Source organism: Streptomyces caeruleatus (assembly GCF_001514235.1).
GTDB lineage: Bacteria > Actinomycetota > Actinomycetes > Streptomycetales > Streptomycetaceae > Streptomyces > Streptomyces caeruleatus.
The window spans coordinates 357168-383579 of record NZ_KQ948931.1; the positions used below are offsets into that span (position 1 = coordinate 357168).

General features: G+C 73.1%; 19 protein-coding genes and 2 pseudogenes. 12 read left to right on the plus strand and 9 right to left on the minus strand.

Going from position 1 to position 26412, the window contains the following annotated elements; translation table 11 throughout:
• Window positions 1–68: 68 nt before the first annotated feature.
• Window positions 69–1391, plus strand: coding sequence for an aminotransferase-like domain-containing protein (locus AQJ67_RS25250; protein WP_062721621.1), 1323 nt, complete (start codon window positions 69–71; stop codon window positions 1389–1391).
• 551 nt (window positions 1392–1942) lie between these two features.
• Here AQJ67_RS25250 and AQJ67_RS25255 read toward each other — a convergent pair.
• Together AQJ67_RS25255 and AQJ67_RS25260 are read right to left on the minus strand one after the other, a co-directional pair.
• The gene (locus tag AQJ67_RS25255) at window positions 1943–2869 is read right to left on the minus strand and encodes a hypothetical protein (RefSeq protein ID WP_062721368.1); all 927 of its coding nucleotides are present in this window, start codon (window positions 2867–2869) and stop codon (window positions 1943–1945) included.
• A 226-nt stretch (window positions 2870–3095) separates the two neighbouring features.
• Window positions 3096–3560: a hypothetical protein gene (locus AQJ67_RS25260; RefSeq protein ID WP_062721370.1), complete on the minus strand. Its 465-nt coding sequence runs from the start codon at window positions 3558–3560 to the stop codon at window positions 3096–3098.
• A gap of 109 nt (window positions 3561–3669) precedes the next feature.
• Between AQJ67_RS25260 and AQJ67_RS25265 the strand changes: the two genes are divergently transcribed.
• The 3 genes and pseudogenes from AQJ67_RS25265 to AQJ67_RS50760 form a co-directional block, all read left to right on the plus strand.
• On the plus strand, window positions 3670–4866 hold the full coding sequence (locus AQJ67_RS25265; protein ID WP_062721372.1) for a PP2C family protein-serine/threonine phosphatase: 1197 nt from the start codon (window positions 3670–3672) through the stop codon (window positions 4864–4866).
• A gap of 69 nt (window positions 4867–4935) precedes the next feature.
• Window positions 4936–5571 (plus strand): annotated as a pseudogene (locus AQJ67_RS44485) (hypothetical protein); the annotation flags it as partial.
• 684 nt (window positions 5572–6255) lie between these two features.
• Window positions 6256–6696 (plus strand): annotated as a pseudogene (locus tag AQJ67_RS50760) (hypothetical protein); the annotation flags it as partial.
• A gap of 17 nt (window positions 6697–6713) precedes the next feature.
• Here AQJ67_RS50760 and AQJ67_RS25275 read toward each other — a convergent pair.
• From AQJ67_RS25275 to AQJ67_RS50235, 3 genes are all read right to left on the minus strand, one after another.
• On the minus strand, window positions 6714–8690 hold the full coding sequence (locus tag AQJ67_RS25275) for an Ig-like domain-containing protein (protein ID WP_062721376.1): 1977 nt from the start codon (window positions 8688–8690) through the stop codon (window positions 6714–6716).
• A gap of 303 nt (window positions 8691–8993) precedes the next feature.
• A complete protein-coding gene (locus AQJ67_RS50230; protein WP_279616900.1) occupies window positions 8994–9341 on the minus strand; it encodes an NPP1 family protein in 348 nt (115 codons plus the stop codon).
• Complete coding sequence (locus tag AQJ67_RS50235) at window positions 9239–9844, minus strand: NPP1 family protein (RefSeq protein WP_279616901.1); 606 nt, start codon at window positions 9842–9844, stop codon at window positions 9239–9241. Before AQJ67_RS50235 ends, AQJ67_RS50230 begins: the two co-directional genes overlap by 103 nt.
• Before the next feature lie 432 nt (window positions 9845–10276).
• Between AQJ67_RS50235 and AQJ67_RS25290 the strand changes: the two genes are divergently transcribed.
• Together AQJ67_RS25290 and AQJ67_RS25295 are read left to right on the plus strand one after the other, a co-directional pair.
• Window positions 10277–14065, plus strand: a complete 3789-nt coding sequence (locus AQJ67_RS25290; protein ID WP_062721382.1) for an nSTAND1 domain-containing NTPase — start codon at window positions 10277–10279, stop codon at window positions 14063–14065.
• Between the two features lie 199 nt (window positions 14066–14264).
• Window positions 14265–14867, plus strand: a complete 603-nt coding sequence (locus AQJ67_RS25295; protein WP_062721384.1) for a tellurite resistance TerB family protein — start codon at window positions 14265–14267, stop codon at window positions 14865–14867.
• Between the two features lie 80 nt (window positions 14868–14947).
• Here AQJ67_RS25295 and AQJ67_RS48330 read toward each other — a convergent pair whose 3' ends face one another.
• Window positions 14948–15118 (minus strand): hypothetical protein, encoded by a 171-nt coding sequence (locus tag AQJ67_RS48330; RefSeq protein WP_167366223.1) that lies wholly within the window; start codon window positions 15116–15118, stop codon window positions 14948–14950.
• Window positions 15119–15217: 99 nt separating this feature from the next.
• Here AQJ67_RS48330 and AQJ67_RS25300 point away from each other — a divergent pair, with 99 nt between their 5' ends.
• The 5 genes from AQJ67_RS25300 (at window position 15218) to AQJ67_RS25320 (ending at window position 19872) form a co-directional block, all read left to right on the plus strand.
• Window positions 15218–16702 (plus strand): tetratricopeptide repeat protein, encoded by a 1485-nt coding sequence (locus AQJ67_RS25300; RefSeq protein WP_062721386.1) that lies wholly within the window; start codon window positions 15218–15220, stop codon window positions 16700–16702.
• A 136-nt stretch (window positions 16703–16838) separates the two neighbouring features.
• Complete coding sequence (locus AQJ67_RS25305; protein ID WP_062721388.1) at window positions 16839–17843, plus strand: permease; 1005 nt, start codon at window positions 16839–16841, stop codon at window positions 17841–17843.
• Window positions 17840–18655 (plus strand): TIGR03943 family putative permease subunit, encoded by an 816-nt coding sequence (locus tag AQJ67_RS25310; RefSeq protein WP_062721390.1) that lies wholly within the window; start codon window positions 17840–17842, stop codon window positions 18653–18655. The genes AQJ67_RS25305 and AQJ67_RS25310 overlap by 4 nt, the downstream gene beginning before the upstream one ends.
• Before the next feature lie 166 nt (window positions 18656–18821).
• Window positions 18822–19565 (plus strand): GAF and ANTAR domain-containing protein, encoded by a 744-nt coding sequence (locus tag AQJ67_RS25315; protein ID WP_062721392.1) that lies wholly within the window; start codon window positions 18822–18824, stop codon window positions 19563–19565.
• Between the two features lie 31 nt (window positions 19566–19596).
• Window positions 19597–19872, plus strand: coding sequence for a ribosomal protein L7/L12 (locus AQJ67_RS25320; RefSeq protein ID WP_062721393.1), 276 nt, complete (start codon window positions 19597–19599; stop codon window positions 19870–19872).
• Window positions 19873–19897: 25 nt separating this feature from the next.
• On the opposite strand, the gene AQJ67_RS25325 is transcribed toward AQJ67_RS25320, so the two are convergent.
• On the minus strand, window positions 19898–21802 hold the full coding sequence (locus tag AQJ67_RS25325) for a DNA/RNA non-specific endonuclease (RefSeq protein WP_062721395.1): 1905 nt from the start codon (window positions 21800–21802) through the stop codon (window positions 19898–19900).
• Window positions 21803–22029: 227 nt separating this feature from the next.
• A complete protein-coding gene (locus AQJ67_RS45570) occupies window positions 22030–23640 on the minus strand; it encodes a tectonin domain-containing protein (protein WP_062721397.1) in 1611 nt (536 codons plus the stop codon).
• Window positions 23641–23949: 309 nt separating this feature from the next.
• Between AQJ67_RS45570 and AQJ67_RS25335 the strand changes: the two genes are divergently transcribed.
• On the plus strand, window positions 23950–25599 hold the full coding sequence (locus AQJ67_RS25335; protein WP_062721399.1) for a hypothetical protein: 1650 nt from the start codon (window positions 23950–23952) through the stop codon (window positions 25597–25599).
• 4 nt (window positions 25600–25603) lie between these two features.
• Here the strand turns inward: AQJ67_RS25335 and AQJ67_RS25340 are convergent, their stop codons facing one another.
• Window positions 25604–26389 (minus strand): hypothetical protein, encoded by a 786-nt coding sequence (locus AQJ67_RS25340; protein WP_062721401.1) that lies wholly within the window; start codon window positions 26387–26389, stop codon window positions 25604–25606.
• Window positions 26390–26412 lie beyond the last annotated feature (23 nt).

Genomic DNA, 26412 nt, shown 5'->3' on the forward strand with positions numbered 1-26412 from the left:
CTTGATCGGCCTTGATTGGCACTTGATCGGCACTTGATCGGTAAATGGGGGAGCTCGTGAATCGGATCGTGGACGACTACCGGCGTCTGGCCGACCGCATCGCCGAGGACATCGCCCACGGACGGCTTCAGCCCGGTGAACGGCTGCCTCCGCAGCGGGTGTTCGCGCGGCGGCGCGGGATCGCCGGGTCCACGGCGGGGCGGGTGTACGCCGAGCTCGTACGGCGGGGTCTGGTCGTCGGCGAGGTCGGGCGCGGGACGTTCGTGCGGGCGGCGCCGGCGGGGCCGGGTGAGCGGGCGCTCGTCGAGGCCGCGACCGCGGCGCCGGTCAACCTGGAGCTCAACTACCCGTCCGCGCCGGGCCAGTCGGAGCTTCTCGCCCCGGCCCTCACCCCGCTGCTGCGGCCGGACGTCCTGGCGGAGGCGCTGCGCCCGGCCGCCGCCACCGGCACCCCCGAGGCCCGGGAGGCGGCCGCCGCCCTCCTCACCACCCCCGGCTGGCGCCCCGCCCCCGGCCGGATCCTCTTCACCGGCAACGCCCGCCAGGCCGTCGCCGCCACCCTCGCCTCCCTGGTCCGCCCCGGGGGCCGGGTCGGCGTCGAGGCGCTGACGTATCCCGTGGTGAAGGAGATCGCCGCCCGGCTCGGGATCATCCTGGTGCCGCTGGCCACCGACCAGGAGGGCCCGCTCCCGGAGTCCGTCGCCGCCACCCACCGCACGGCTCCCCTGGCCGCGCTCTACCTCCAGCCGACCCTGCACAACCCCACCTCGGTGACGACCAGCCCGGAACGCCGGCGCCAACTCGCCTATGTCGCCGCCGACTTGGGCATCCCGGTCGTCGAGGACCGCATCTGGTCCTTCCTCACGGACGACGACCCCCTCGCCGCCCACGCCCCCGGCCTCACCCACGTCGTCGACGGCCTCTCCAAGCGCGTCGCCCCCGGACTCACCGTCGGTTTCGTCGTCGTACCGGAGGAACGGGTCGACGCGGTGGCGGCGGCCGTCCGGTCCGGCGGGTGGAGCGCGGGGCGTTTCGCGGTCGAGGCGGCCACGCGGTGGATCGGGGACGGGACGGTGGAGCGGCTGGTGGCGGGAAAGAGGGCGGATGCCGCGCTTCGGCAGCGGATCGTGCGGGACGAGCTGCGGGGGTTCACCGTACGGTCCGATCCCCGGGCCTATTACGCCTGGTGGGAGCTGCCCGCCCCGTGGCGCGCCGACACCTTCACGGCCGCCGCGGCCGCGCGGGGCGTCGCGGTGACACCGGGGCCCGCGTTCGCGGTCGACCCGAACCGGACCCCGGATGCGGTCAGGCTGGGGCTCGGGTCGGTGAGCGAGGCGGAGCTGCGGGAGGCTTTGCGGGTGTTGGCCGGGGTCGTTCGAGGCGGGTTGTGAGCGCTGGCCCGGCGGCCAGCGGGCGGGAGCGGTGGTGGTGGGGGGGCGGGGCGATCCGCAGCGGGGCCTGCGCATACCGCCCGCCGGTCAGGCTCGGGCTCGGGTCGGTTCCTGCGCCGGATCCGCGGTGGGCCTGGCGGAGGCTTGGCGGCGTTGGGTGAGGAGGTGCGTGAGGCGGCGGGTGAGGGTCACCGTGAGGCCGGGGGCGGTCAGCAGCGGGGCCTGCGCATACCGCCCGCCGGTCAGGCTCGGGCTCGGGTCGGTTCCTGCGCCGGATCCGCGGTGGGCCTGGCGGAGGCTTGGCGGCGTTGGGTGAGGAGGTGCGTCAGGCGGCAGGTGAGGGCCACCGTGAGGCCGAGGGCGGTCAGCAGCGGGGCCTGCGCATACCGCCCGCCGGTCAGGCTCGGGCTCGGGTCGGTTCCTGCGCCGGATCCGCGGTGGGCCTGGCGGAGGCTTGGCGGCGTTGGGTGAGGAGGTGCGTCAGGCGGCGGGTGAGGGTCACCGTGAGGCCGGGGGCGATCCGCAGCGGGGCCTGCGCGTACCGCCCGTCGTCAGGCCCGGGCCCGCGTCGGTTCCTGCGCCTGATCCGCGGTGGGCCTCGCGGAGGCTTGGCGGCGTTGGGCGAGGAGGTGCGTCAGGCGGCAGGTGAGGGCCACCGTGAGGCCGAGGGCGATCAGGAGCCAGGAGACTCCGCGCAGGGTTGCCGTCAGGGCGTCGTAGATCGCGGCCGCGGCCGGGCGATGGGCCGGGTCGGGGAGGTCGGCCAGGGTGAGGCGGCGGCCGAGCGTCACCGCGAGGAGCAGGAGCGCGCCGCCCAGGGCCGTGCCCAGCGCGGTGGCCGTGACCGCGCGGCGGCGGCAGGCGGCGACGGCGATGCCGGTCGCGGCGAGGACCGCCGCCGAGACGGGCAGCCAGAACCCGGCGACCTCGAGCACCTCGTACCCCTTCCTGAGGCGGTGCACCTCATGGGCCGGCAGCAGCGCCACCTCGGTGTGCTCGACCGGGATGTGGTGGGCCAGCGGGACGTGGTCGTCGGTCAGCCGGCGTTTGATCTGCGCGGTGACCGGCGCGAGGTCGACCGTCACCGTGCGCTCGCGCCCGTCCTGAAGGGCCTTCAGCACGGCGTCGTGGACCACCCTGTTGCCCGCCTCCCACGCCGTACGGAACGCCTCGGTCCGGGTGAAGGAACGCACCGCGTCCTGCGCGAAGGGCCGCACGGAACCGGGCTCGGGCGAAGTGGGCGACGCCGGGGACGCCTCCATCCGGTCGTCGATCTCCCGCATGATCCCGGCCCCGACCGTGTCCGCGACCGCGCCCTGCACGGCCGGATCGGCGGCGAGCGGCGCCATCGCGGTGACATAGCGACCGGTGTCCGCCAGCCCGTACGTCACCCACGCCGCCAGCACCCCGAACGGCACGAGGAGGCACGCCAGCGCGATCAGCGCTGCCGACAGGGCGTTCCGTAGCCGGGTGAGCACCCTTCCAGGCAAGGGTCACGAGGGCTCGGGCGCCAGCGCCGTGCCTGCATACGGCCGCACGATTGCGCTCTCCGGTGGAGCGTTCACCCGAACGGGTGTCTCATGGATCAGGGATGCAGAAATGCAGGGATGCAGGGATGCAGAAATGCAGGGATGCAGGGGAATGGGTCGGCCCCGGTGCCATCGGTAGTCAGCCATCGGTCGCCGGGGTCGATCCGCGTATCGGTCAGGTGAGGCGGTGGCCCTGCGCGTCCTCGTGCGTGTAGTAGCGGTAGAACAGCACGACGAAGCAGGCCGCGCCGATCACGAGCCCCATCATCGAGGACCTGATGACCGCGGCGCCGGTCTGGCTGTACAGGAACCCGAACGTACCGCCCGTGAAGGCGGCCCACAGGACCGCGTGCACCTCGCGGATCGCGAGGGAGGCGATCGAGCGGACGGCCACGTACAACACCATGAACGCGGCCGCGGTGACGAAGCCGAAGAGCAGGTTCCAGCCGGTGATCTCGCCGCCGGAGCGCCGGTTCGCCGCGGCCCAGTAGCCGTAGACGAGTCCGAGGACGACCGGTACGACCACGCTCATCGCGCGGTGGGTCCGTGCGCTGAAGACATCGGGCAGACCCCTCGTGCCGGCCGTGGCCGTTCGCGCCGTCACGGTCCGTCCGCCGGGCGCGGGTGCCGCATGAGCCATGAGAGCACTCCTCTCTCCTCGCCCCGCCATCCAGGGCACACCTGAAGCGGGCGCCTGGCAAGTCGGCACCCGGATGCGGCCCGGTGACCGGCGTGCTTGTCTGAGGCCCATGAGGGCCGTCAGCGAGGGCGGAGCCGGCCCGCAGGGCGCCGCCCGCCGGCCGGAGCTGCTGCGCGTGCGCGGCCGCAGTGTCGCCTGGGTGCCGCCGCTGCTGCTGCTCGTCGCCATCGTGGCGGTCGACTTCAGAACCAGCAGCGACTTCCGGATCCTGTCCTGGATCGTGCTGGTGCCCGGTATCGCCGCCGCGATCTGCGGGGTGTGGGGGACGGCCTTGTTCGCGGTGCTCGCGCCCGCCACCTACCTCGCCGCGGACGCCGCCCTGCCCAAGGAGTACCAGGCCGGCATCCCCGACCTCGTCCTCGCCGGCATCGGCGGGGTCCTCGCCACGCTGGCCTGCGTGGTCCGGGTGCGCGAGGAGCAGCGCATGCTGCACATCCAGGACGTCGCCGAGACCATCCGCCGCACCGTCCTGCGCCCCCTGCCGCCGGGCTGGGGCGGGCTTGAGCACGCGGAGGTGTATCTCGCCGCCGACAGCGAGGCCCGGGTCGGCGGCGACTTCTACGACATCCAGACCGGCCTGTACGGCACCCGCGTCATCCTCGGTGACGTCCAGGGCAAGGGGCTCGCGGCGGTGGAGGCGGCGGCCGCGCTGCTCGGCACGTTCCGGGAGGCCGGCTATCACGAGCCGGACCTGGCGACGGTCGCCCAGCGGCTTGAGGTGCGCATGCAACGGCAGATCCGGATGCGTACGGCTCTCGGCGGCCAGGACGGCGACCGGTTCGCCACCGCCGTACTGATCGGCTTCCCCGACGACGAGCCGGACGCGGTGGACGCCCTCCTCCTCGGTCATGAGAGCCCGCTCGTCGTCGGCCCGGACGGCGTACGGTCCCTGCCGCCCGGCCGGCACGGCCTGCCCCTCGGCCTCGGCGAACTCGACCCCGTCGACGGCCCGCCGCCCGTGCACCGGGTGTCCCTGCGGCCCGGCGAGACCCTGTTGCTGACCACGGACGGCGTGACCGAGGCCCGGGACGGCGAGGACGTCTTCTTCCCGCTCGCCCCCGAGGTCGCCGCGGCCGTCGCCGCCGACCCGGAGAACGCGCGGCCCCGGCGGCTGGTCGACTTCGTGCGGGACGGCACGCTCAGGCACTGCGGGGGGCATCTGGCCGACGACACGACGGTGTTCGCGGTGCGTCGGAGGAGAACTGGTGTGGGGAATACGGACGGAATCGGGCGTAAACAGTCCTGAGATCCCGCTTTGCAGCCGCAGCGGTTACGGTGCTGCCCTAAGTGATCGACGGGGGATGGGGAGGGACCGATGCCCGGAACCGTGCTGCTGCTGGCCGCCGCCCCGGCGGGCAAGGGCTGTCTGGTGGACGCCGCCTCCGTGCTCCCCGTCCTCGCCGCGGTCCCGCCCACGGTGCTGTCCGGCACGGACACGGCGAACGTCGTGGAACTCGCCGACCCGCTGGAACCACAGGCCGTCCTCACCCGCCTGCGCGCGGCGGCGGCCTCCCCGGCCCCCCTCACGGTCTTCGTCACCGGCCAGCTCCACCTCGACCGCCGCCAGCACCTGCCCCACCTCGCGCTGGCCCGGACGACGCCCTCGACCGTCCGCTACACCGGCTTCCCCTGGCACTGGTTCCGCGAGGAACTGCGCCTGCGCGTACCGGGCTCCACGTCCCTCGTCCTCGACCTGCACGCCGACGCCGAGACCTGGGAGTGGCTGGGCGCCAACCCCCTGGACTCCGGGCGCAACAGCGCGGTCTACGGCCGTATCGCCCCGCCCCCGAGCCGCCGTACGGTCGCCGGTCCCGCGTACATGAAGGCCGTCGCGACCCTGCTCCGCAGCGGCCACCGCCCCTCCCTCGACCAGCTCCACCAGCAGGCCCTGACCCGGATCTCACGCGAGGGCGGAGTCGGCACGGACATAGTCCTGACGGCCTACGCCCCACCCCAGATCCCGCCCCGCCTCCCGACTCCCCCACGAGGCTTCGACCCCGGCCCCCACCAGAGCTCCGCCCCGCTCCCTGCCTCCATCCCTGCCTCCATCCCCGGCTACGGCCCCCCTCCGGGCCTCGCCCAGCCACCGCTCCCGCCGCAGGCGGCCGTGCCGGGCCCGACCCCGAGCCCGGCCCCGGCCGCCGCACCGGGCTCCCTGCCGCTCCCCGCGGAGAACCCCGCTCCGGGTTCGACACCGCTTCCGGCCCCGGTCACGGCTACGGCCCCGACGCCGAGCCCCGCGCCTGGCGACGGGCAGAGCGCCGAGCCGATCCCCGTGCCGGATCCCGCGCAGAGCGCCGAGCCGATCCCCGTGCCGGATCCCGCGCAGAGAGCCGAGCCGACGCCGGCTCAGGCTTCCATGCCGCTTCCCGCGGAGAACCCGGCTCCGGCGTCCGCGCCGCTTCCGGCCCAGCACGTGTCACCGAGTTCGATGCTGAGCCCGGCGCAGGTCGCTGCCCCGAGCCCTGCACCGAGCCCTGCCCCTGGGGCCGAGCCGACTCCGGCCGCGGACGTTCCCCCGACCTTGGCGCCGGTCCCGGAGCCGACCCCCGAGTCGGCCGTCACCCTGGTGCTTCCGGTCCCCGGGCGTGAGGCCGTGCCGGAGTTGCCGCCGCTGCCCGCGCATCCGCCCGCGTCGACCCCCGTTTCCGCCCCGGACCCCCACGCCACGATCGCCGCCGCCGTCGAGTCCGGGCGGCACGGTGAGGCGGAGGTGTTGGCCGCGCACTTTGAGCAGGGTGCGCTGCGGGCGCATGGGCCGGCGTCGGAGGAGGCGTTGCACTGGATCGAGGTGCGGGCCGATCTGGCGATGATGGCGGGGGATCCGGTGCGCAGTTGCCGGGCGTGGCTGATGGTGGCGTCGGCGCGGCTGTCCGCGGGGCAGGCGGTGGACGCGCCCGCGGTGGAGGCGGCGGTCGACCGGGCGCACCACCAGTGGGGGCAGATCAAGGACGCCGCCCCGGCCCGTGAGCTCGGCCCCGCGCTCGCGGAGCTGCGGGGCCGAGTGCCGGGACGGCGGCGGGGTGCGCTGGAGAACGTGATGCGGCAGCTCCAGCAGTTGCAGACGCAGGTCTGAACGCCCCGGAGCGGACGTCACCTCGTGAAGACGAAGTACTTCCAGGCGCCATACGTCGTGGCGTTCACGTTGTCGCCCGACGTCGTGTCGATGTAGGACGAGCGGATCCGGAAGCGGGGGCCGACGGGCGGCGTGCCGTCGAGGACGACCGAGTCCTTGCCGTAGGTGTCGAGCGCGAAGTACTCGGTGTGCGTGGTGTGCCAGGCGCCGTCGGAGAACCGCTGGACCTGGAGCTGGTACTTGCGGCCCCGGTACATCGTCATCGTCGTGTTGTGCACCGGGTCCTTGGACTGGCGGAAGTAGTAGTACTTCTGGTTCCAGGCCGTGGCCGTCTTGTACGCGCCGCTGAGCGAGGTCGACACCGCCACCTTCGTGTAGACGGTGTTGGTCGTCGTCTTCGCCGCGTACCGGGTGTCGCCCGTGAACTTCGCGCTGACCTTGGTGTCCCGGGTCAGCCGGAGGGTCGCGGTCAGGTTGCCGGCCGAGTCGACCGTGCCCTTCTTCACCAGGGCGTTCGGCTTGTCGGAGCCGTAGGGGTCGGCCCAGATCTCCACCGTGCGGTTCTTGTACGTGGTGCCGAGGTGCGCGGTGAAGGTGACGGCGCTGTTGTAGCCGTACACCTTGAGGTTGTTGTTCAGCGTCACCGTGGACGCGGATTTGGCGACGGTCACCGAGTCGGCGGCCGTGGCGCCCGCGTGGTCCGCGTCGCCCGCGTAGGCGGCGGTGTACGTCACCTTGCCGCCGGCCGGCGGGGTGTCCGTGAAGGTGTACGAGCCGTCCGCGGCGACGGTCGCGGTGCCGAGCGCCTTGCCGGCCGGCGACTCGTCGTCGGTGCGGGTGACGGAGACCTCGGTGCCGGGCGCGAACGCCGTGGACGAGGCCAGCTTGCCCGTCAGCGTCAGCGCCTTCGCGCGCGGTGCCGTGGCGGGGGCGTCGACCGTGAGGGTGGTGGCGACCTTCGTCGGGTCGTCGTAGACGTGCAGGGCGTAGGCGTCGCTGCCGCCGCGGGACACCGCGAACAGTTTGCTGCTGTCCGGCGCCCAGGCCAGCCCGCGCGCGGTGAGCTCGTCGGAGCCGAAGGTGAAGTCCTTCAGCGGGATCGAGGTGCCCGGCTTGAAGAGGTGGACGTCCGGCTCGTCGGTGGAGCTCGTGCCCGCCGCCACGTCGCCGTTCGGGGCGATGTCCACCGCGTTCGGGTACGGGTTGGTGACGTACTTGCCGTCCTTGGACAGGTCCGTGAGCTTGTAGACGGCCTGGTAGTACGGGGCGCCGCTGGCGGTGACGACGTCCTTGCCGTCGGGCGTGACGGCCAGGTCCATGAGGTTGCCGCCGCCCGTGGAACCGGGGTCGAAGGCGTACGCGGTCTGGCTGGGCGTGCCCGAGGAGACGTCGTACACCGCGAGGACGACCGGGCTCTGGCCGGGGGCGCCCGCGACGAGGGTGCCCGGGGCGCCGGCGGAGGCGTCCAGCATCGGGGCGGAGTACCAGGCGTTGGTGGGCGCCTGGCCGAGGGCGACGACCGGGTCGGTGCCGGTCAGGTCGAGCGAGCCGATGTTGCCCTGGGCGGCGCCGCCGTAGCCGAACCAGAGCTTGCCGCCGGTCTCGGCGAGGTACTGCGGGTCGGCGGTGCCCGTGGAGTAGCGGTGGGCCTCGGTGGCGGTCGCGGTGTCGATGGCGACGATCGCGTCGGCGTCGCCCACGGCCGCGTACACGGTCCCCGAGTCGGGCGACAGCTCCAGGCCGAGGACGCCGGGCAGCGAGCCGACGGTGCCGACGACCGTGCCGGCGTAGTCGGTGACGACGACCTGTCCGGCGGTCGGGTCGCTGATGAAGACCCGCTGGTGGACCCCGTCGACGACCATGTCGCCGGTCGACTTCAGGGGCAGGGACGTGCTGGAGTCGGCGGCCGCCGACCCGGCGCCGGTCGCGACCAGGGCGACCGAGCTGAAGAGGACCGCGAGTGCCGTCGCGGCAGGGAGAGTGCGTCTGCGCACGGTGATTTCGAACCCCCCGGAACGAAAGAAGCGAAGAGAAGAGAAGCCAAGCGATAGAGATCAGGGGCGGACGCGGCAGAAAGGGGCACGCGCACCGCCGTAAGCGATCGCAGGCTAGATCATCGCGCTGACAGCCGGGTTAAGCCGCATGTAAGAGGGCGGTGTGAACGGACCGGCGTGAACGGACCGGCGTGAACGGACCGGTGTGAAAGGACCACGTGAACGGACCGGTGCGAGCGCGGAGAAGCCCCCGGCGGGACAGGGGGGAGTGTCCCCGCCGGGGGCGGCTTTGGTGGGCCGGGGTCAGTTGCTCCAGGCGTTGAACTGGATGCCGGACGGCTTGGCCTCGTTCAGGTCCTTGCGGAAGTGGTCTTCCTGGTCCTGGAGGGGGAAGTTGGCCTTGCCCCACTTGGACTTCTCAAGGGCGTTCCACGCGCTCCGGTAGTTGCTCCACAGGATGCTGTAGGGGGCCAGGGTGGGCCGGTCCCAGCCACCGTCCCCCCACGCCTCCGCCCGCTCGCCGGCCTTCGCGAAGCGGAAGGAGTGCGTCAGGCCGCCGTCCTTGTGGTAGACGACCTTGATGCGCTTGCCCACGCGCTCCACGTCGTTGAACCGCTTGGTGGTGTAGTTGCCGTGGGCGGAGACGGACACGTAGCTGGGCCACTGGTCCTTGCCGTGGTACCAGACCACGGCAAGGACCACCACTCGTGGCGGTGCCCGCCGACAACGTTGCCGGGCGCGTTCTGGTCCTTCTCGAAGTACAGGGTGTAGATGATGCCGCACCAGCCGGAACCCTTGTCGCACTTGGCCCGCGAGTAGGTGTTGGCCTTGCCGAGGTGGTTGGTGCGGCAGCCGCCGGTGATCGATCCGGTGTCCTGGAGACCGCCGTTGAGTCTCCCGTTCGACTCGACGGCGGCTGCGGGGAAGCAACTGTCGGAGTCGTAGTCGAAGAGAGGCTGGAACATCTCCTGCGTCGGCGCCGCCTGCCACACCTTGTCGATGGTGATCGGGTTCAGGATCGCGGCGTTCGCGCTGCCGGCCAGGCCGGCCGTCAGCGCGGCGACGCTGCCCGCGACGACCGCTGCCTTGCCCAGGCGGGACGTCCTCTTGGCCTTGCCCTTGGTCTTGAACTTGGTCCTGAGTGCCTGCGACATGCGGGTCTCCTCCAGTTGCTCGGTCCGCCGATGCGGCGTGGCGAGATCGAGACTGGAGAGGGGAGAAGTTGTACGGCAGCCCTGCTGATCAGGGCGATCAATTCCTCTCGTCCTTTCGTGGCGCTGTTCTCCTGGCGGCCATCCCGCGCCGCTGACCCGTTCCGCGCCGTTCACCTCGCGTTTCGTCGCGTCCGGGTGGCCGTCGACCGCCGCTGCCGACTCGTGGAACCGAGGAATTGATCGCCGCGTCCTCTTTGTCAGGACAATCAAGGTGATCAAATTCCATGATCAGTGGCTACTTGTCCGGTGATGTACGTCCTGTCGCCTTTCATTTGCCTGTATGTCACTGAGGGCATGCCCGGGTGAAAGGTCACGCGGCGTATGGTCGCCGCCCTGACGTCGGTTTCGTCAGCTGTGTGGAGGTACGTGCACATGGGTCGTCCCGAAAGACCCCTGGACCCCGCGTCCGGTCCCGTAGCCCGGCTCGCCCACGAGCTCCGCGAGGTCCGCAAGGACGCGGGCACCCCCTCGTACCGGCGGATGGCCGAGGCAGCCGGATTCTCCGCGACAACGCTGTCGCAGGCCGCGGCCGGCGAACGGCTGCCGTCGCTCGCCGTCGTCCAGGGCTACGTCAAGGCCTGCGGCGGCGACCCCCTGGAGTGGGAGCCCCGCTGGAAGGAGGCGGAGGCGGCGGTCGCCGAGGCGGTGCGCGAGGAGTCGGCGGACACCGCACCGCCGTACCGGGGCCTCGCCCGCTTCGAGCCCGGCGACCGGCACCTCTTCTTCGGCCGGGAACGGATGGTCGAGGAGCTGCACCGGCTGGTGTGCGACCACCGGTTCGCGGTGCTGTTCGGGGCGTCCGGCAGCGGCAAGTCCTCGCTGCTGCGCGCGGGGCTGCTCCCCGTCCTGCGTGAGGAGATCGCCCTCAGTGGCAGCCCGGCGGTGCTGCGGGTGCTCACCCCGGGCCCGCGGCCCGCGCAGACCTACGGCCATCTGCTGGCACCCGCCGAGGACGAGCCGGAGAGCTGGGTCGTGGTCGACCAGTTCGAGGAGGCCTTCACCCTGTGCCGGGACCGCGAGGAACGGGCCCGCTTCATCGACCTGCTGCTCGCCGCCCGGGGCCCGGCCAGTCGGCTGCGGGTGCTGGTGACCGTACGGGCCGACTTCTACGCCCGCTGCTCCGAGCACCGGGGCCTGGCCGACGCGCTCTCCGGCGCCGGGCTGCTGCTCGGGCCGATGACGGCCGACGAGCTGCGCGACGCCGTGACCAAGCCGGCGCAGGCCGCCGGGCTGCTGGTGGAGCGGGAGCTGGCCGCACGGATCGTCGAGGAGGTCGTCGACCAGCCCGGCGGACTGCCGATGCTCTCGCACGCGCTGCTGGAGACCTGGCGGCGCCGCAAGGGCCGGGTGCTCAGCCTCGCCACCTACCAGGCGGCCGGCGGGGTGCGCGGCGCCATCGCGGCGACGGCGGAGGAGGTGTACGAGCAGCTGACCGAGGCCCAGGCGCGCACCGCCCGGCTGCTGCTGCTGCGGCTGGTCGAGCCAGGTCAGGGCACCCCCGACACCCGGCGCCCGCTGACCCGGGCCGACCTGGCCGAGTGGACCGATCCGGAGGTGCCGGGGGTGGTCGACCGGCTGGCCCGCGCCCGCCTGCTCACCACCGACGAGGACGGCGTCCAGCTCGCCCACGAGGCCCTGATCACCTGCTGGCCACGCTTGTCCGGCTGGCTGGAGCAGGACCGCGAACGGCTGCGCCACCACCGCCGGCTGACCGAGGCCGCCCGCGCCTGGCTGGAGCACGACCGCGACCCCGGCGGGCTGTACCGGGGCAGCAGGCTGGCGCGGGCCGAGGAACTGTTCGGGGACGACGACGGCACGCTCACCGTCTCGGAGCGGGCGTTCCTCGTCGCCGCGCTGGAGGCCCGGGACGCGGAGCGGCGGGCCGCCGCGCGGACGGCCCGCAGGTCCCGGGTGCTGGGCACCGCCCTGTCCGCCGTCCTGGCGGTAGCGCTGGTGGTGGGCCTGACCGCGTGGAGCCAGCACCGTGACAACGAACGGCAGCGCACCGACACCGCCGCCCGCCGGATCGCCTCCGTCGCCGACTCGCTGCGCACCACCGACCCGCGCGCCGCCATGCTGCTGGGCGTCGCCGCCTGGCGGGTCTCCCCGCTCCCCGAGTCCCGCCGGGCCCTGCTCGGCGCCCTCGCCCAGCCCGAACAGGACACCTTCTCCGACCCCGCCCCCGGCGACAGCGCCTTCCGCTTCCTCGCCGCCTCCGGCCGGGTCCTGCTGAGCGTCGAGGACCGCACATGGCGGACGTACGACGTGGCCACGCACCGCCGCACCGGTTCTGGCCGGCTCCCGGTCGACGGCGATCAGGTGGTCGGGACCTCTCCGGACGCGAAGGTGATCGCGGTGTCCGGTGCGGACGGCATCCGGCTGTGGGACACGGCGACGGGGCGCTGGACCGGCGGTGGGCCGTGGCCGGCGTCCTCCGACGACGTCGTCGTCGGGAACCACGCCTACCTCGTGACCGGCACCAAGGACGAACGGGCGCGCGTGCGCTCCCGCACCGACGGAACGCCCCTGTTCGAGGGCCCGGAGGCCGGCAGCGCGGACATGGCCCCCGACGCCCGCACGGTCGCCGTCTGCCCCACGGGCGGCCAGGGCGCCACGCCCCAGGTGTCCGTCGCCACCGGCGACCGCGCCTCGTCCGGCGAGGGGCGCGCGCCCCAGGTGTGGGACGTCGCCGGCCACCGAGAGCTGCCCGGCGACTGGACGCGGGACAAGGACGTCTGTGCCGACAACGACTCCACCCTGGTCATGGGCGGCGGACAGCGGATGGCCGCCCTCTCCCCGGCCGGCATCCGCGTCTGGGACACCGGATCGGGGCGGCTGCTGGCCGACCTGACCGCCGCCAACGCCACGTACGCCGCCTTCAGCGGGGACGGGAAGTTCCTGGCGGCGGCCGACAGCACGGAGATCAAGGTGTGGCGGCTGTCGTCGCCCGACGCCCCGGTCTTCCGGCACTCCCTCAACAACCAGTACCTGTACGGAGGCCTCGCCTGGGACCCCGAGCACCCGGTTCTGCGCTATCTGGAGGCCGGTACGGTCCACTCCCTGGACGTGTCGGCGGCGACGACGTCGGCCTGGCACGACGACGGCCTGGCGGGCGCGCGGCTCGCACCGGACGGCCGCACTCTCGCCACCGCCGAACGAACCGGCACCAGCTACCGCTTCCGGTTGCGCGACACCCGGGACGACCAGCCGGCCCGAACCCTGCCGTCGCCGCCGTTCCCCGTCGCCGACGCGGGCACGGACCCGGTCGTCCCCGCCGACACCATGGCGTTGACGGCGTTCAGCCCGGACGGCGGACTGTTCGCGTACGGCGTCTCGGCGCCGGGCCGGGAAGCGAGCCCGCAACGGATCACGATCTGGGACGTACGCCACCACAGGGTCCGGGACACCCTGGACCTGGCCACCGCCGACTCGACGCCGGTGATCGAGCTCGCCCTGGGCTCCGGCGGCCGCACCCTCTACGCCGTGCGTACGCCCGCGGTGGGCGACCTGGCCGACGAGGTCTGGGACACCGCGAGCCACCGGCGCACCTCCGTGGTCACCGGTCTGACCAGCAGCCACCTCGCCGTGCGCCCCGACGGCGGCCTGCTCGTCGGCGACAACCGCGTCGCCCGCCTGCCGAAGGGGTCGGTGGCCGGGAAGGACCTGGTGCAGGGCGACCAGATCGGCGCCGTCGCCTTCAGCGGGGACGGCACCCGGCTGGCGGTGGGCGACGGGACCGGCCGGGTCGCGTTGTGGGACGGGGAGCTGAAGCGCAAGGCCGGCGTCCTGCGCAACGTCTTCCCGGCCCGGCTCGGCGACACTCCGGAGGGCGTCAGCGCGCTCGCGCTGAGCCCCGATGGCCGCACGCTCGCCGTGGGCGGCAGCTCGGGAACGCTCCAGCTGTGGGACGTCGCCACCCAGCAGCCGCTCGGCGGGCCGCTGCCGACGGCCGGCGAGGAGATCGTCTCGGTGGCGTTCAGCGCGGACAGCGGCACGGTCTACGCGGCCGGGATCCATGTGCCGCTCCAGCGCTACGTCGTCGACCCGGGCCGGGTGGCCGAGCGGGTCTGCGACCGGCTGGACGGCGGCGGCCGGCTGACGCGGGCCCAGTGGAGGACGTATGTGCCGGACGCGCCGTACCGGAAGGTGTGCGCGGGCTGACAGCCCCCGGGTTGATTGATTGCCCTGATCAGACGGGGTACTGATCAATGATCCGGCCTGTCAGTCTCGATCGGGCCGTGACGCGGGCCAACCTCCTCCGCCCGCGTCACGGTCCTGTGCGCCTTTGTGGAACCTTTGCTCGCGGGCGGGCGTTGATCGAGTGAGCGTGCACGACCCGACGAATACCGAGGTGACGTCAATGGCACTGTTCGACCGGCTCAAGGACCAGGCCAAGCAACTCCAGCAGCAGGTCCAGGGCGGCGGCCACGGCGCGGCCGGTGGCCATGGCGGTCACGGCGGCCACGGTGGCGCGGCGGCCGGCGGCTCGCACGGAAGTGCGCACGGCAGCTCGCGGGGCGGTTCGAAGGCCCAGCTGGTGGGTCTGCTGAAGAGCCAGCTCGGCTCCCTGAAGAGCGAGCTGAAGAGCGGCGCGTACCGGGACGCCAGCATGGCGATGTGCGCTCTGGTCGCGGCGGCGGACGGCCATGTGGACGCGGCCGAGCGCCAGCAGATGGAGTCGATGATCCTCAGCAACGACGTGCTGCAGAACTTCCCGCCGGACCAGCTGCGCCAGCGTTTCAACCGGCATGTGGACCAGCTCACCCGCAACTTCCCGCAGGGCAAGACCGAGGCCATGCAGGAGATCGCCAAGGCCGCCAAGAAGCCCACCGAGGCCCGCGCGGTCGTCCAGACCGGCATCGTCATCGCCGGCGCCGACGGCCACTTCTCCCAGGCCGAGCAGGCGGTCCTCCGCGAGGCCTGCGCGGCCCTTGGCCTGAACCCCGTGGAGTTCCAGCTCTGACGTGTCCGACGCGTCCGACGCGTCCGCAGGCCCCGGTGGGGACACGCTGAGTGTCCTGCCGGGGCCGGCTTGTGCGACTTTCAGCCACGCTCCGGCTGCGAGATGACATGCTGAGCCGGTCGCTGGGCAGGATCCGGCACCTCCGCGGGCGCCGGCCCCGCGTTCGCCGCCAGGATCAACGTCGCCACGGCGGCCACCGCCGCGGCGAACCCTCGGGTGTAGCGCTCGGCGGTGCTGGTGCGTTCCTGCACGGCGACCTCGCAACAGCGTTGTGTTAACCACGTTTAATACGCGGTTTAACCTAGGCGCTGCCGGACGCGAACGGCAAGAGGCGCAGGGGGAGTTGGGCGATGTCGGACCGTGACGACCCGGATACCATCGGGCGAAGAGTGCAGCGGTTGCGGGCCGACCGGGGGCTGACACAGCGGCAGTTGGCGGAGCCGGCGTACACCCCCGCCTACATCTCCACCCTGGAGGCGGGCCGCGTCCGCGCCTCCGACGACGCGCTCCGGCACATCGCCGGCCGGCTCGGGGTCGCCTTCGAGGAACTCGCCACCGGGCGCCCCGCGCACCTCGTCACGGACCTGCGGCTGCGCCTGACCGAGGCCCACCGCGCCCTCGCCACCGGCGACGCCGACGCGGCGGCCGAGCAGTACGCCGCGCTGCTCGCGGAGGCGGAAGGACACGGGTTCGCCGAGGAGCGGGCGGCGGCGCTGCTCGGGCTCGGCGAGTGCGCCATCGACATAGGCGAACTCGACTCCGCCCGAGGCCACTTCGAGCAGGCCGAACAGGTCCTCGCCGAGGCCGACGCCCCCCTCCCCGCCCGCGTCCCGGCCCTGCGCGGCAGAGCGGTCTCCCACTACCTCGCCGGTGAACTCCGTTACGCCGTCTACCTGTTGGAGTCCACCCTCGACGAACTCAACCGGGGCGGACTGCACGACCCCGACGCCCTGCTCCTGCTCTACGCCAGCGTCATCGGCCCCTACATGGACATGGGCGCCCACGCCCGCGCCGCCCAGGCCGCCGAGTACGCCCTCGCGCTCGCCCCGCAGGCGGCCGACCCGGCCCTGGTCGCCCGGATGCACCGCTCCGTCGCCCGCACCCTCCTCGCCGAGGGCCGCGTCACCGAGGCCGACGCCTCCCTCGCCAAGGCCGCCGAGCTGTACCGGCAGCTGCAGATCCGTACCGAACTCGCCAACTGCCACTGGATGCGCGGCTACGTCCACGCCCAGAACGGCGACCTCGCGAGCGCCGAGACGGAACTGCGCGAGGCCCGCGCCATGCTCACCGCCAAGCGCGCCGCCCTCTACACCAGCCAGGTCGCCGTCGAACTCGCCGACGTACTGCACCGGCGCGGCAAGTCCGACGAGGCCGCCGCCCTCCTCCACGAGGTCCTCAGCGACCCGAGAGCCTGTCCGCAAACCCCCGCCTGCGCCGCGACGCCCGGCACGCACGCTCGAACAACCTCGCGCGGGGGGACCCCCATGCCGCCGCGGCGCCCGCCCTGCGGGCGGACGACGGGGGTTTGCGGACAGGCTCTCGGCCCCGAACGCGGCGCCCTCCACTCCGCCGCCGCCCACCGCCTCCTCGGCATCATCGCCGAGGACACCCGCGACACCGAGACCGCCGAGGAGCACTACGTCCGCGCCCTCAGCCTCCTGGAACGCGCGGGCGCGGCGGGCGACCTGGCCGACCTGTGCCGCCTGCTCGGTGACCTCCTGCGCCGCACCGGCCGGGTGGAGGCGGCCCTGGACGCGTACCGCACGGGACTGGGCCACCGCACGGCTCCCGGCACCACGACCCTGGGCCCGGCCCCCGCACAGCCGCCGCTGTAGGGCGCGGGGCTCGGCGCGTGCAAGCTCCGTCCAGCCCACAGCCCCTTCCCCGCGGAACCCAAGGCTGCGCACAGCTCCCACCGGTTAGCCTGCGCGGAGGCAATTCGAACGGGTTCGGACAGGTGGGGACAGGCGCGTGCAGAACCAGCGGACCGTGGTCGACGGGCTGCGTGTCGCCGTACGCGCGCTCGTGTACGCCGTCCTCGGCGGCACCGCGCTCCTGGCCATCGCCACGGTCGCCTCCGTCCTCGGGCCGATGCTCGCGCTCGACCTCTACACCCCGCCCGTCGCCGCCTGGTGGACCGTCTTCACGGCCATCGCCGTGCAGGGCGTGCCCTTCCTGCTGCTCGGCACCGTCGTCTCGGCGGCGATCGGGGCCTTCGTACCGGAGGAGGTCTTCAGCCGGCTGCTGCCCCGCAACCAGGCGCTGGCCGTACCCGTCGCCGGGGCGGCCGGCGTCGTCCTGCCCGGGTGCGAGTGCGCGTCCGTGCCGGTCGCCGGAAGCCTGATGCGACGCGGCGTCGCCCCCGCGGCCGCCCTCGCCTTCCTCCTCTCCGCGCCCGCCGTCAACCCGGTCGTCCTGGTCGCCACCTCCGTCGCCTTCCCCGGCCAGCCGAAGATGGTCCTCGCCCGGCTGGTCGCCTCACTGGCCACGGCCGTGCTGATGGGCTGGCTGTGGGCCCGCTTCGGCCGCGACGAGTGGCTGCGCCCACCGCGACGGCACACCGACCCGGCCGCAACCGGCCTGCGCGCCTTCACCGCCGGCCTCCAGCACGACTTCCTGCACGCCGGCGGCTTCCTCGTCCTCGGCGCGGCGGCCGCGGCGACCTTCAACATCGTGGTCCCGCGCTCGGTCCTGGACCTCTTCACCGGCTCCCCCTGGATGTCGGTGCTGCTCCTGGCCCTCCTCGCGGTCGTCCTGTGTGTGTGCAGCGAGGCGGACGCGTTCGTCGCCGCCTCCCTGAGCGGCTTCTCACCGACCGCCCGCCTGGCCTTCATGGTGGTCGGCCCGATGGTGGACCTGAAGCTGATCGCCCTCCAGGCGGGCACGTTCGGCCGGTCCTTCGCCCTGCGGTTCTCGTCCGTGACCTGGGTGGTGGCCGTGGCGAGCAGCGTGCTCGTGGGGTGGTGGCTGCTGTGAGGCGCTACGGCCCGGCGGTACTGCTGCTCCTGACGGGCGCGGCGATCCTGCGGATCTCCCTGTTCAGCGAGCTGTATCTGCGGTACGTGCAGGCGGGACTACGGCCATACCTGGTCGTGTCCGGTTTTCTGCTGGTGCTGCTGGCGGTGGCCGCGGCGGTCGGCGGGCGACCGGAACGCGAACCGCACGCCGAGCAGGGCCAGCACGCAGAGCACGGCGAACACACCGGCCGCGATCAGCAACGCGAGCACGGCGAGCACGGCGAGCACAGCGAGCACGACGAGCACGGCGACGATCAGCACGGCGGCCACCATAGCCCCCGCGTCGCCTGGCTCCTCACCCTCCCCGCCCTCGCCCTCCTGCTCTTCCCGCCCCCCGCCCTCGGCTCCTACAGCGCCGAACGCGAGGCGGCGCAGCGCGCGGCGCAGGGGATCGGCCACTTTCCCGCGCTGCCGGCCGGGAACCCGGTGGCGCTGACGCTGGCGGAGTTCAGCTCCCGGGCGATCTACGACAGCGGACGGTCGCTGTGGGGACGTACGGTCCGGCTGACCGGCTTCGTCACCCGCGACGCCGACGGCACCTGGTACGTCACCCGCCTCCTCGTCGCCTGCTGCGCCGCCGACGCCACCACCAGCGAGGTCGAGATCCGCAACGCCGACGCCGACGCACCGCCCGCCGACACCTGGGTCACCGTCACCGGCACCTGGCACCCCAAGGGCAGGCTGGGCACGGACGAGGCCTGGCCTCCGGTGCTGGACACCACGGGGGTGCGGCGGATCGCGCAGCCGGCGAACCCCTATGAGAACCGGTAGAAGAGGTCCTCGCGCGGGGGCGGCCAGGGTTTCGTCGGACGTGCCTCGGGTAGTCGGGCGTCGTCCGGGTGGGCGGTGGAAAGGCCGTCCGAAGGGCCCAGGCCAGGGTGCTGATCTGGCCCTGATCCGGACCCAGCAGGCCGCTCCCGTTGCTGAGGAGGCTGCCGTGCGGCCCAATGACGATCATCATGACGGGCGGGGACGAGAGCGAGCCGGTGCCGCCGACGCCATCGCCGAAGGCGTACGCGGGGCAGGACCCGGCGAGATCCCGGCGCGGCTGTGCGATGTCGCCGTGGAGCTGCTGCCCGTGACCGGCGCGAGTGTGTCGCTGCACAGCGACGGCATGCCCGTACAACTGGGCGCGAGCAGTGCGCAGGCCGCGTATGTGACCGAGATCCAGGCCACCCTGGGCGACGGGCCCTGCCAGTCCGCCGCGCAGAGCGGAGCTCCCGTGCTCGCCCGTGATCTGACGGCGGGGCAGGACGTCCTGCGCTGGCCGGTCTTCGCTCAGCAGGCCACGGCCGTCGGGGTACGGGCGGTCTACTCGATGCCACTCGGCAACGACACGGTGTGCGTGGGCACGCTCGACCTCTATCGCGACACCCCCGGCGACCTCACGGAACGGGACCTGCGGACGGCGCGGGTGGTGGCCGGGATGATGACCGTGGCGCTGATGGCGCTGCCGCGGATGGAGGAGGCGGGCGACCCGGGGGACGAACGGTGGCTGAGCGGACTCGCCACCGACCAGGATCAGGTCTACCAGGCCACCGGCATGATCATGGCCCAGCTCGGCGTCGGCACGGACGAGGCGCTGGCCCGGCTGCGGGCCCACGCGTTCGCGCAGGCGCGTATGGCGGTGGACGTGGCGCGGGACGTGGTGGAGCACCGGCTGCGGTTCGACGTGGAGTAGCGGCTGGTAGCGGCACGTAGGATCGCCGACCATGGACATAGCGGTTCTCTTTCTCGTGCTCGCCGCCTTCTGGGGGATCATGACCATCCAGAGCAGGATTTCCCAGGCAGACCAGAGAGTTGCCCGCGTCGAGCGCAAACTCGACCTCGTTCTGGACCACTTGGGACTGGACGCCGAGGACCCGCGGATGGGCGAGGTCCTGTCCCTCGTGCGGACCGACAAGAAGATCCAGGCCATCAAGGTCTACCGGGAGATCACCGGGGCGGGCCTGAAGGAGGCCAAGGACGCGGTGGACCGGCTCGGCTAGCCGGCCCCCGCACCTTACGAGGCGGTCACGGAGTACCCGGCGACGGGACGGGCAGGCCGACCCGGTCCGTGACCAGTCCCAGGTTGAAGTAGCTCCTGAACTTGTTGCTGTACGCGGAGTTGGGGACCACCTCGTCGAGAACCAGGCCCGTACCGCCCTCCGGAGTGAGGCCACGTGCGGTCATCTCGTACGTGACGGGGGACGTGCGCGCTCCCGAGTACTTCGGCGTGACCTGGTACCACACCACCTGGCCGGCATCGACGGCGTTCCTGACCCGCGTCTCGAAGGTCAGCATGTGCTGCGGGAGCCCCGGGTCGTTCCTGGCGATCGGAGAGGCGTTCGCCGCTCGGGTGCAGGTGGACAGGTTCCTCAGGTCGAGTCCGCTGCCGCCCAGCTGGTTGCCCAGCAGATGGCAGGCGTTGCGCCAGAACCTGAGCGGGAAGTTGTCGTGGTACGCCATGGTGCGGCGCGCCCAGTCGTACGCCGGTGGCTTCACCTGCTTGACGTTCGTGGGCGAACCCGGCTGCTCGGCCAGGTAGCTCTTGTCCAGACAGGCCGTGATCCCGGTCGGGCGGTCACCGTTTGCCGGGTCGCTGTGCCCCAGGTCCTGCCAGCCCCGGCCTCCCACGCGGCAGTCGAACACCTGCGGCTTGTAGTCGCGCTCCTCCGGCTTCTCCTTGACCTTGTCCAGGATCTTGCGGGCGTCATTGAGGGCGTCGCGGGCCCTGGCCGCCTCCTTGGGGTAGCGAGGCAGCGTCTTGACGGCCTTGCGCACCGCGCCGCCCACCTTGTCGTACTTGGTGAGGGCGCGGATCACGGCGACCGGCCTGGCCGCGGCGAGCAGGCACTTGGAGAGGCTGCTCACGTCCACCTCGAACGACGTGGCGGCGGAGAGGCACTGCTCGACGTCGTTGACGCCGATGACGTCGAGAAGGACGCCGAGCCCCTCCTTCCGGAGCCATTCGCTCAGTGACATCCGCTCCAGGTCCCTGGCCCTGCGGAACTCGTCGACGTACTCCTGGCCGCGCTCCTGGAGCAGGGTCTGCTCGTCCTTCAGCTCCTGGAGCTCCGAAGAAGGACCGCCGATGTACTTCCAGGGCTCGCCCTGGCCCTCGCTCTGGAAGAACGCCCCGCGGTCGGGCGAGAGGCCGATCGCGTGCTTGTCGTTGACGGCGAAGACCGCACCGGCCGAGCCCGCGGCGTGCCATCGCCCGGGCTCGCCGTCGTACTTGTGGAGGGCGCCGTCCGCCGGGTTGGTGGCGTAGAGGCCGGCGCCGCCCGCGTAGAGCTCACGGGCCGGGCCGCCGATCTTCTCCCAGGCGGTACGGTCGCGCTTGTCCTGCTTCCAGCGGAAGACCGCGCTGCCGTCCGGGGCGACCCCGTACAGGTCGTCGTTGTCCACGGCGAATGTCGAGCCGGGGCCGCCGACGCGCTCCCACTTGCCGGGCTCGCCGCCGTACTTGTGGATCGCGCCGTCCGCCGGGCTGGTGGCGAAGAGCCCCGCCTCGCCCAGGAACAGGCGTTGCGCCGAGTCACCGATCCGTTCCCAGTCACCGCTCTTGCGCGACCACTTGAAGACTCCGCTGTGGTCGGCTGCCGCGCGGTAGACGTCGTCGCCGTTCACCACGACGTCTGCCGACGGGTCTCCGACCCGTGTCCAGGAGTCGGGCTCCCCTGCGTACTTGAACACCTCGCGCGTCTGCGGGTTGATCGCGAAGAGGCCTGCCCGGCCCGCCCGGATGGAGTCCGCGGGGCCGCCGATCCTGGTCCAGTCGGTGCCGTCACCCTCCCGCTGCCACACGCTGGTGTGGTCGGCTGCCAGGGCGTAGACCGCGCCCTTGCCGGTCACGGCGAGTTCCGCGCCGTACCCCAGATCTGAGTTGGGTGTGGGGTCCGGGTCGGTCTCCGGGTCGAACTCGGAGTCAGCCACAGAGGTATCGGCCGGGCCTGCCGGGGCAGTGGCCGGGGCCAGGGGCTGTTCCACGGGGATGTTCCCCGTGGCCCGCCGGCGTGGCTCCCCGGGATCGGCGCTCGCGGGAAGCGCCGTCAGCAGGCTCGCTGCCATCGCCGCGGATATGAGCACAGCCAAGCGTTGGTTGATTCTGGACATACGTGGTCACGTCTCCTCTCGGAGGGGTTCGAAGGTGGTGGGTCGGCTCAACTGCTCGTCGGGGCGCCCATCGGCGTCCAGACCGAACCGCGGCCTGTCCAGCGGAAGACCGCCCGCCCGTCCGGGCTCAGCCCGTACAACTCGCCGTCCGCGCCCGCCGTGAAGGTGGCCCCGGGGCCGCCGACCCTCGTCCAGGAGTCCGCGCTCCCGTCGAATCGGTACAGGTCCCCGCTCTTGGGGTTCGTCGCGAAGACACCGGCCCAGCCGGCGTACAGCCGCACCGCCGGGCCGCCGACCCGGACCCACGTCGTCCCGTAGCCCGTCCAGCGGTACACCGCCGAGCCGTCCGGGCTGATCCCGTGGATCGTGCGCCCGTCGACCGCGAACGTCAGGCCCATTCCGCCGATCTGCTTCCACGCGCCCGCGCGGCCCAGGAACTTCCGGACGCGCCCGTCGCCCGGGTCGGTGGCGAACAGGCCCGCCCCGCCCCCGTGGATGTGCCGTGCGGGGCCACCGATCCTCGTCCAGTGGCTCCCGCTCCCCGTCCAGCGCAGCACCGCGTCACGCTTCGGCGTGAGCCCGTACAGCGTGTTGCCCCCGATCGTGAACTCCGCGCCGGACGTGCCGATCCAGGTCCAGGAGCCGGGCGTGCCGCCGTACTTGAAGATCCGGCCGTCCTTCGGGTTCGTCGCGAACACCCCGGCCCCGCCCGCGTACAGGCGTCCCGCCGGGCCCCCGATGCGTCGCCAGCCGCCGTCGCCCCGTTCGTAGACCCCGCTACGGTCCTCCGCGAGGGCGTACAGCCGCCGGTGGTGCGCGGCCAGCGGACCCAGCCGGACCGCCTGGCGGGCGGTGGGCCGGGAAGGCGTGGGCTTGGCCTCGGCGGTGGGCCGGGAAGGCGTGGGCTTGGCCTCGGCGGTGGGCCGGGTGGCCGGGTGGGGCGCCGCGCGTTCGGGAGCCGGAGTGCGCGGGAGCGGCCTGGGCGTCGGCGGCGCGGGTCGCCGCTGCGGGGAGGGAGGCGGGGCGGCCGGCGGCGTGCTCACGTCGGAAGGGCGCGTGGGGGTGTCGATCACCTGGTGATAGCGGCGGGCCTCATAGCTGCTGGTGGGGTGAGCCGAGAGGGTGGCGTCGTCCAGGTCGCCCTCGGCCCGGTTGGCGGGGCGCTTGCGGCTGCTCTGCTGGTAGTACGTGAACTCCCGGCCCGCGCGGTCCGTCCACCCGCCGAAGATCAGCACATGCCGATCGGAGTTGAGGATGTCCCCCGGCTTCAGCTCGGAGGTGTCGATCTTCGACGACACCTCGCGGAGGGTGCTCGTCGAGCGGCTGTACGGCAACTGCCAGGCCATCGAGACGAAGCCCGAGCAGTCCTGCCGGTAGTGCCCGCCGGTGGCCTCGTCGGACCACCAGCTGTACGGGGAGGTCAGCCCGTTGCTGCTGTACGGGACCCGTTGCGCCACCCACGCCTGGGCGCGCTCGATGATCTGCTCGCGGGTGACCCTGCCACCGGGCGTGGCTCCCCGTCCGATGGTCCCGGTGCCGGTGGCCTTCCGGTCGCCCGCCTGGACGGTCTGCGCCTGCACGGGCTCCGAGGCCACGGTCGTGGCGAGGAGTACGGCGCCGAGGGTCCCGTAGAGGACGCGGAGGCTTGTCGTACGCATGCGTGTGTGAGGCAAGAAAGGCTCCTCGGAGTGATGGGCCGGTTCGGCCGGAGGACCGGCGCCGGCTGACTGACTGGCTGAATCCCGTGCGTGCGCGGCGAGTTGTGCACATCAGGTGTCACGGCCACGCACGTACGTGGTGTGATCGGGCGGACACCTGAGGTGGTGCGGGCGGTGCCGTCCTCACGTCGACCACCGTGGCGGGGCGGGGAATTGGACGCCCGGGGGTGCGTTCGTCCGGGCAGGTCAGAGCGGTGGAAGTGGGCGGACAGGGTTTGTCCGCCCGGACAGTCAGGGGGGTGCGGGGCCGTGGCCGGTCGTCAGCAGGGGGAGTTCAGAGGACGGAGCGGCGAGGCCAATGCGCTGGCCCGGTTCCTGTGCGAACTGACGGACGGGCGGACCGTGCGTGACCTGGCCGAGCGGTACGGCGAGGTCAGCAAGACGACGTGGGGGGAGTACCGGTCAGGGGTACGGGTGATCCCCTGGCGACGGCTCCAGATCGTGGTGGAGCGGGAAGTACGGGACCCGGCTGTGCGGAGGGGGAAGCTGGACGAGGCACGGCGCCTGCACCAGGCGGCCCAGCGGGCGGCGGTCGCGGGCGGAGGCGAAGTCGCGGGACGAGGCCGGGGAGCCGTCACGGCAGCGCCGAGCGTGGCCGTGACTGCGGCGCCCGGCCCAGCTGCCTCCGGCCCGGTCGAGTCCGCTCCGGTCGAGTCCGCTCCCGTCAAAGCCGCTCCGGACGAGTCCGCTCCGGACGAATCCGCTCCGGACAACCCGGCTGCGGCCGCCACGGCCGCCACGGCCGCCGCGTCCGTGGCCTCCGCTGCGGACAATGCGTTGACCAGCCCGGACAGCCTCGCCGAGCCCCTCGGCGTCACCACCGAAACGGTTCCTGCCCGGGCCCGCCGCAGTCGGAGTCGGCCCGTGATCGCTGCGGCCGTCGTCCTCGCCATGGTCGCGGCAGGAGCGGTCCTTGCCCTACAGCGCGAAGGCGACAGCGCCGTGGGCGGTCGCCCCGGAACCGCCACCGTCGGCCCCCGCACCCCACTCCCCTCGCCCTCGGCCACCCGTACGCACGGCACGCCGACCACCTCACCGACCGGCGCTTCCGCCTCCGCCCCTTCCCGGGGCCCTGAACGGAGCGTGTCGCCGCCGTCCCGCACCGTCTCCGCCGCCGACGCCTCCGGACCTGTCTACGTCCTCTCCTCCGACGGCCGCACCCTGCTGCGCTGGTCCGGGGCGGGCGACACCTGGGCCACCGTCGGAACGGGGGTCGGGGCGCCGTACGCGGGAGAGCCCGGCGTCTTCGCGCTCGACGAGAAGAACGGGCGCGTCTCCCGCTACAACGGCACCCCGAACTCCTGGACCGTCATCGGCACCGCCTCCGAACTCGCCATCGGCGGCTCCTCCCTCTACGCCCTCACTCCGGAGCGTGACAAGGTCCTGCGCTGGAACGGCCGTGCCGGAAGCTGGACTTCGATCGGTGGGCCTGCCGGGCACATCTACGCGGGAGGGCTCGGCCTCTTCGCCACCGAACCTGTCGGCGGGCACCTCATCGGTTACGACTCGGCCAGGCGAACCTGGGCCCGAGTGGGCAACCCCGGCGCACACTTCGTCGTCGGCCGTGACCACCTCTACGGGCTCAACCCTGCCCGTGACCTGGTCTGGCAGTGGTCGGGCAAGGGCGACAAGTGGGACGTCATCGGCGGGCCGGCGCGGGCGATCCACGGTGGCGAGCTCGGCCTCTTCGCCGTGAATCCGGAGACGGGGCGGCTGTGGCAGTACACGGGGGAGCCGGGTGTCTGGGCGGACATCGGCGACTCGGGGGCGGCTCTGGCGATGGACAGCCGCGCGTTGTACCGGGTCGCGGCGGACGGGGAGTCGGTGTGGCGCTGGTCGCCCGGGAGTGACTGGTCCAGGATCGGGGGAGCGGCGGCGGCGGTCGCGGTGGCCGGCTGAGTGCTCAGATCTCCGCCCGACCCCGCTTCCTGACCTCGGTGAGGCGGTGGGCGCCCAGTTCGACGGCCGTCCAGGTGGCGTCGGCCGGTACCTCGCCGAGGCCGCCGTTGGTGAGGACGATCGCGTCGTCGCCCACGCGGACGACGGCGACATGGAGGGTGAGGACGGGGGCGTCGTCGTACTCGGAGACGGCGCGCAGCACGAGCCGCAGGCCCTGGCGGGCGTCGCCGACCTCCGGCATCTCGGCGCCGGTCACCTCGACGGTCATCTCTCCGCCGCCCGCGGTCGCCGTGAACTCGGCGCACTCGCGCGGCATGCTGTCCAGCCAGGCCAGCGTGCCGTCCACGGCGTCGGGCCGGTGCGCCACGACCTGGTAGCGCAGCTGGGCCTCGTCGTACAGGTCGTCCAGCCCGGTCGACGCGCGCGTCGTGGCGTCGGGTCCGAGGAGTTCCTCCGCGTACAGCGCGTCGAGCAGCTTTCCGCACCCCGCCTCGGCCGACTCGGTGCTCGCCTTCAGCATGGACTCCCGCCACGTCGCGAAGCCGTCGGTGGCGACCCAGGGCTCGCCCAGGTCCGCCTCACTGATCAGCGCCGCCTGCGCCTGCGCCTCGGTGAGGGTGGGTGCCGCCGCGGGCGTCGCCGGGGCGGTGGGGGTCCCGGCGGAGGCGTGACCGCGGGCGGCCGACGCCGGTCTGCCCAGGCCGGCGATGGTGTCGCAGGCCGACGCGGTCAGCAGGGCAGCCGCGGAGAGGGCCGCGACGAGGGCGGCGCGGGCCGGGGGACGGGGCATCGCGGGGCCTCCTGGGCTGGGGT